The sequence below is a fragment of the Sinomonas sp. G460-2 genome, assembly GCF_047759905.1.
Lineage (GTDB): Bacteria > Actinomycetota > Actinomycetes > Actinomycetales > Micrococcaceae > Sinomonas.
Genome location: NZ_JBKZWT010000224.1, coordinates 1 through 5,952 on the forward strand (window position 1 = coordinate 1; position 5,952 = coordinate 5,952).

General features: G+C 71.1%; 6 protein-coding genes. 5 read left to right on the forward strand and 1 reads right to left on the reverse strand.

Translation table 11 applies throughout. The features are described 5' to 3' along the window. Window positions 1-669 (forward strand): SulP family inorganic anion transporter (locus ACLN58_RS16470; protein ID WP_415856334.1); only part of this gene is annotated, 669 nt, incomplete at its 5' end. Window positions 670-724: 55 nt separating this feature from the next. On the opposite strand, the gene ACLN58_RS16475 is transcribed toward ACLN58_RS16470, so the two are convergent. Next, window positions 725-1,390: an alpha/beta family hydrolase gene (locus tag ACLN58_RS16475; RefSeq protein WP_415856335.1), complete on the reverse strand. Its 666-nt coding sequence runs from the start codon at window positions 1,388-1,390 to the stop codon at window positions 725-727. Between the two features lie 128 nt (window positions 1,391-1,518). On the opposite strand from ACLN58_RS16475, the gene ACLN58_RS16480 reads away from it, so the two are divergent. The 4 genes from ACLN58_RS16480 to ACLN58_RS16495 form a co-directional block, all read left to right on the forward strand. After that, a complete protein-coding gene (locus tag ACLN58_RS16480; RefSeq protein ID WP_415856336.1) occupies window positions 1,519-3,072 on the forward strand; it encodes a sodium:solute symporter family protein in 1,554 nt (517 codons plus the stop codon). Continuing rightward, window positions 3,069-4,313, forward strand: a complete 1,245-nt coding sequence (locus tag ACLN58_RS16485) for an AGE family epimerase/isomerase (protein WP_415856337.1) — start codon at window positions 3,069-3,071, stop codon at window positions 4,311-4,313. Before ACLN58_RS16480 ends, ACLN58_RS16485 begins: the two co-directional genes overlap by 4 nt. Window positions 4,314-4,321: 8 nt before the next feature. Continuing rightward, complete coding sequence (locus ACLN58_RS16490; RefSeq protein ID WP_415856338.1) at window positions 4,322-5,044, forward strand: 6-phosphogluconolactonase; 723 nt, start codon at window positions 4,322-4,324, stop codon at window positions 5,042-5,044. After that, the coding region (locus ACLN58_RS16495; protein ID WP_415856339.1) for an N-acetylglucosamine-6-phosphate deacetylase at window positions 5,041-5,952 on the forward strand (912 nt) is incomplete at its 3' end. The genes ACLN58_RS16490 and ACLN58_RS16495, both read left to right, overlap by 4 nt.

The following is a 5,952-nucleotide window of genomic DNA, read 5'->3' on the forward strand; positions in this document are numbered from 1 at the left end:
CCCTCGGCGACCCTCGCCGCCGTCGTCATCGCCGCGGCGACAGGCCTCGTGGACCCGCGCGCGATCGCGCGGCTCTGGCGGCTGAGCCGCGTCGAGTTCGGACTCATGCTCGCAACGTTCGCGTGTGTCACGACGATCGGAGTCCTGCAGGGCATCGTGGTTGCCGTGGTGCTCTCGCTCCTCGACTTCGTGCGCCGCGCGTGGGGCCCCTACCGCGTGGAGCTGGGCGACCGCCCCGATGTGCCGGGATACCACGACATCTCACGCCACCCCGAAGCGGAGAGGGTCCCGGGACTCATCCTCGCGCGCTTCGACGCGCCGCTCTTCTTCGCGAACGGCACGGTGTTCAGCGCCTTCATCCGGGCTCTTGTCGAGAACGCCCACCGGCGCGTCACCCATGTGGTCATCGCGGCGGAGCCCATCACGGGGATCGACACGACCGCCCTCGACGAGGTCATCCTCCTCGATGACTGGCTCGCCGCCCACGGCATTGAGCTCGTCTTCGCCGAGCTCAAGGGCCCCGTGAAGGACCGGCTGCTGCGCTTCGGCACGCGCGGGCGCTTCGGTCCGGACACGTTCTACCCCACCGTCAGCGCGGCAGTGCGGGCCCTCCGCGCGGACGGCGGCACAGGCCCGCCCCCAACGGACGACGGCGCCACTAACCGCTGAGCGGTTGCCCCCCGCGTCGGGGCTGAGTCATCAACGGGCCTCGGAGGCGGCGGTCTCAGTGCACGGCGCGCACGAACTCCGCCGTCGCCGCGGCGAGCGAGGCGCCGATCGCATACGGGGTCCGCTTGACGCCCTTGACGGCGAACGAGTGGTCGGCGTCCTCCTGCCATGCGAGCGTCGCGGTGGGGAGCTTCGCGACGACGCCGTCGAGCAGCTCGCGCGTAGCAAGGGTGTCCCGGGTGCCCTGGAGGAAGAGCATGGGCAGCGTGAGCCCGTAGAGATGCTCGTCGCGGAGCTTCGTGGGGTTCCCTGCCGGGTGCAGCGGATAGCCGAGGAAGACGAGCCCGGCCGGGGCGATCGAACCGTCTGCGACCGCCATCGAGGCCATGCGACCCCCGAACGACTTCCCCGCCGCCCACAGCGGCGCGGGGGCCCCACGACGCTGTGTCTCCTCGAGGACCGCGGCCCACACCGAAATGGCGCGCGGGGGCCGGTCCGGGAGCCGCTTCCCCTCCTCGACGTACGCGAAGTTGAAGCGCAGTGTCGCGATGCCGAGCCCGTTGAGGGCGTCGCAATAGCCAACCATGAACGGATGGTCCATGCCGGCGCCCGCGCCGTGGGCCACGGCGACCGTCGCGTCCGCCCCGTCGGGTTCCCGGAAGACGCCCGAGACGTCGCCCGCGGGCGTGGGAATCGTGATGCGCTCGCCGTGTTCGCTCATGGCTCTATCTTGCCTTGGACCGTGGGAGGGACTCGCAGGACCACCCGACGCCCCTTGGCATGCACACGTTTGCATGCCAGCATTTTTCTATTCCCAGTCTTAGGACTGCGCACTCGAAGGAGAGATCTATGCACGTGCTCGACTGGCTCGTCCTGGGCGCCTATTTCCTCGTCATGGTGTGGATCGGCTGGTTCGCCAAGCGGCGGGTCAAGAACGCGGCCGACTTCTTCACGGCAGGCGGGAAGATGCCCTGGTGGCTGTCAGGCATCTCGCACCACATGTCGGGATATTCGGCCGCGGTCTTCGTCGGCTACGCGGCCCTCTGCTACACGACAGGATTCGCGGTCTACGTGTGGTGGGCCATCAGCATCACCATCGCCTGCCTCGTCGGCTCGTGGCTCTTCGCGCCACGCTGGGCCCGGCTGCGGCAGCGCCTCAACGTCATCTCACCGCTCGAGTACCTCTCGATCCGGTACGGGCTGCCCACGCAGCAGGTCCTCGCGTGGTCCGGCACTGCGCTCAAGATCTTCGACGTCGCCGCCAAATGGGCTGCGAGCGCGATCCTGCTCAACGTCTTCGCGGGCGTCCCGCTGTTCTGGGGCGTCATGATCGTGGGCGGCGTAACGCTCGTGTACTCGACCATCGGTGGACTGTGGGCGGACGCCCTGACCGATTTCGGGCAGTTCGCGATTCAGCTTGTCGCCGGGATTGCGCTCCTCGTCGCGACCGTGGCGAAGCTCGGCGGCGTCTCGTCGATCGTCGACCTCTGGGGCAAGCTCCCGCCGTCGCACTCCTCGCCGTTCGCGGGAAGCCTCACGGTGGGCTTCTTCCTCGCGTACATCCTGATCAACGGCGTCTCGTACAACGGCGGGACATGGAACCTCGCACAGCGCTTCATCTCCGCCCCCACGGGCTCTGCCGCGCGCCGCTCGATCCTGCTGTCCGGTGGGCTGTACCTCGTGTGGCCGCTCGTGCTGTTCTTCCCGATGTGGGCTGCACCGGTGCTCCTGCCGAACCTCGCCCACCCGGACCAGTCATACGCCCTGCTCACACAGAGCCTCCTGCCCGCCGGGCTCGTCGGGCTCGTCCTCGCCGGCCTCTTCTCGCACACGATGGCCATGACCTCGTCCGACGCGAACGCCATCGCCGCCGTCGTCACCCGGGACATCATTCCGGCTCTTCGTGGCAAGCGGGCTCCCCTGTCGGGCCCCGTCGAACTGGCCGTGGGGCGCCTCGCGACGTTCCTGTTCATCGGCCTCTCGATGGTCATTGCACTCACGTCCGATTCGTTCGGCGGCGTCCTCGGCCTCCTCATCACGTGGTTCGGGGCGCTCGTGGGGCCGGTCGCGATCCCGATGCTCCTCGGGATGCTGAAGCCGTTCCGCCGGTGCGGCTCGGTCGCGGCGCTGGGCTCGTGGGCCGCGGGGCTCGTGGTCTTCGCGATCACGAAGTACATCCTCGCCGACCAGATTGCGGCGCTCGGCGCCAACGGCGCGGCCGTGAGCGTCGCGGCGCCGATCCTCGCGTCGGTGCTCGTGTTCCTCGTCGCGGGGCTCGTGGTCCCGCAGGGCACGCCAGCCTCGGACGGCCTCATCGCTTCCCTGGACTCCGACCTGCCCGAGGCGGAGGCGCGGCCCGACGAGACCGTCGATGCGCTCCGCAGCAACGGGGCGAGCGCATGACGCACGACGCGCGGAATCACCTTGAGGGCGTCGTCCTGCCATGGTGGGACCGAGAGGCGGCGGACGACGCGCGAGGCGGAGTCTTCACGTGCTTCGACAACCGCGGCCGCCTGCTCTCCCATGACAAGCTCACGTGGTCGCAGGGGCGCTGGGCGTGGCTCTGCGCCGAACTCTCGCTCGACGCGGGCCGGGGGCTCCTCTCGGGTGATGCGGGCCTCTGGGCCGAACGCTCGATCGCGACGGCGGGCTTCCTCCGGGATCACGCGCTGCGGCCAGACGGCAGCACCCGCTTCCGGGTCGCGGGCGACGGCGCGGCGCCCACCGTGCCAAGGAACGCGGAGCCACGTAACGAGGAGAGCGTCTTCGCGGACCTCTTCGCGGCGCTCGGGCTCACCGGCGCGGCGCGGTTGGCGGGTACGGACGGCGACCACGCGTCGCTGCGGGCCGATGCGGGCGCGATCCTCGCCTCAGCACACGCCCGGATCTCCGCGGGAACGGCCCGAACGGAGCCGTATCCGGTTCCCGCGGGCTTCGCCGACCTCGCCTCGCCGATGCTCCTCCTGCACGTAGCCTCCGAGGCCCAGGACGCCGGCGTGGTCGGCGCGGGCGAGGTGGCTGCTGCGGCCCACGAACTCCTCGTCGGGGGCGGCGGCATGCTCAGCCCGGGCCGGTGGTGGGAGTACCGCCCGTCCGGCCTCGCGGACGAGGACACCCTCGTGGCCCGCCACGTGACCCCGGGCCACCTCCTCGAGCTCGCGTGGATGCTCGTGCACGCCGAACGCGTGGACCGTTCCCTCGCTGCGCCGGGCTGGCTGCCAGACCTCGCGCTCATGGCCCTCGAACGCGGCTGGGACGCCGAATACGGCGGCATGCTGCGCTACGCGGACCGCGCCGGCGGGCGACCCGAGGGCCGATTGCTGCCGGGCGACCGGTACGAGAAGCTGGTCCGCGAGACGTGGAGCACCAAGCTCTGGTGGGTCCACGTCGAGGCCCTCTACGCGGCGCGGCTCTTCGCGGACACGACTGGGGACCCCCGCTTCACGCGCTGGGCCGAGCGGCTCGCGGACTACACGTTCGCAACCTTCCCCGACCCCGAAGGCCGCGAGTGGATCCAGATTCGCGACCGCAGCGGAGACCCGCTCGACGCCGTCGTGGCGCTGCCGGTCAAGGACCCCTTCCACATCGCCCGCGCCCTCGTGCTCCTCAACCGACTCGACTCCGGCGCGTCGACCCCTTCCTGAAAGAGACCATGCGCATTCACACCTTCCCGACGCCCCTCGCCCTCGGACAGGCCTGCGGGGCCCAAGCCGCGAGCCTCCTCGCGGAGCGGCTCGAATCCCCCGGCACCGCGCGCGTCATGCTCGCCGCCGCACCGAGCCAGCAGCACACGCTCGAGGCGCTCCGCTCCGCCGATCTGGACTTCTCGCGCATCGAGTTCTTCCATATGGACGACTATCTGGGCCTTCCCCTCGCCGCCCCGCAGGCGTTCGGCAACTGGCTCGAGCGCGTCCTGTTCTCCCACGTCACACCGGCCGCGTTCCATCGCATCGACCCGAGCCGCGACCCCGAGGCCGAGGCCGCCCGGTACAGTTCCGTCATGGGCTCCGACCACTTCGACCTGACCCTCTGCGGCCTCGGTGTCAACGGTCATCTCGCCTTCAACGATCCGCCCGCGGACCTCGAGGACCCGCTGCCCGCCCGGCCGGTTCGGATGGACGAGGCCTCGCGCCGCCAGCAGCTCGACGAGGGCCACTTCGCGACGCTCGAGGAGGTCCCGACCGACGCGATCACGGTCACGATTCCCCGGCTCCTGCGCGCGCGCCACGTCCTCGTGTCCGTGCCCGGCGCGGCCAAGCGGCAGGCCGTCCAGGACACGCTCACGGAACCGGTCTCGGGGGCGCACCCCGGCACGGCCCTCCGGAGCCACCCGGAGGTCGATCTCTACCTCGACGCCGCATCGGACCCGCGATGACGGCTCCCACGCGCGGAGCCTTGCGGGGTCGCGACCTCGAGAGCGGCGGAGCCCTCGAGATCGAGCACGACGGCGGCGTCATCACTGCCGTTCGTCGGCTCGGCGTTGGCGCGGACGACCTTCCGTTCCTCGCGCCGGGATTCGTCGACCTCCAGGTCAACGGCTTCGCCGGCCATGACGTCAACGGGCCCGAGGCCTCCGCGCAGGACGTCGTGGACATCACCGCTGCTCTGGCCCGCACCGGCGTCACGACCTGGCTCCCGACGATCATCACGGCGACCCAGGAGCAGATCGTCCACAGCCTGCGCGCGGTGGCCGAGGCCCGCGCGGCCAGCCCCGCCGTGGCGGCCGCCATCCCCGGGGTCCACGTCGAGGGGCCGTTCATCTCCGAGGTCGAGGGCGCCCGGGGGGTCCATGACCCCGCACAGATCAGGCCGCTCGATCCCGCCGAAGTGCGGCGCTGGGAGACCCCCGGCGCACCCCTCGAGATCCTCACCGTCTCGCCCCACGGGCCAGAGGCTCCCGCACGGATCGCCGAGATCACGGCCCTCGGAATCTCGGTCGCGATCGGCCACACGCACGCCACCGCGGATGAGGTCCGCGCCGCGGCGGACGCGGGCGCGAGCCTCTCGACGCATCTCGGCAACGGCATGCCGAGCCTCATTCCGCGCCACCCCAACGCGATCTGGGCCCAGCTCGCCGACGATCGACTCACCGCGGGGTTCATCGCCGACGGGCACCACCTTCCGGCGGACACGCTCACGTCGATGCTGCGCGCCAAGCCCTCGCACGGCGCGTTCCTCGTCTCCGACGCGACCGCCCTCGCGGGCTGTGCTCCGGGGACGTACACGGCTCCGGTGGGGGGCGCCGTCGTCCTCGACGCGGACGGAAGGCTCTCGGCCGCTGGG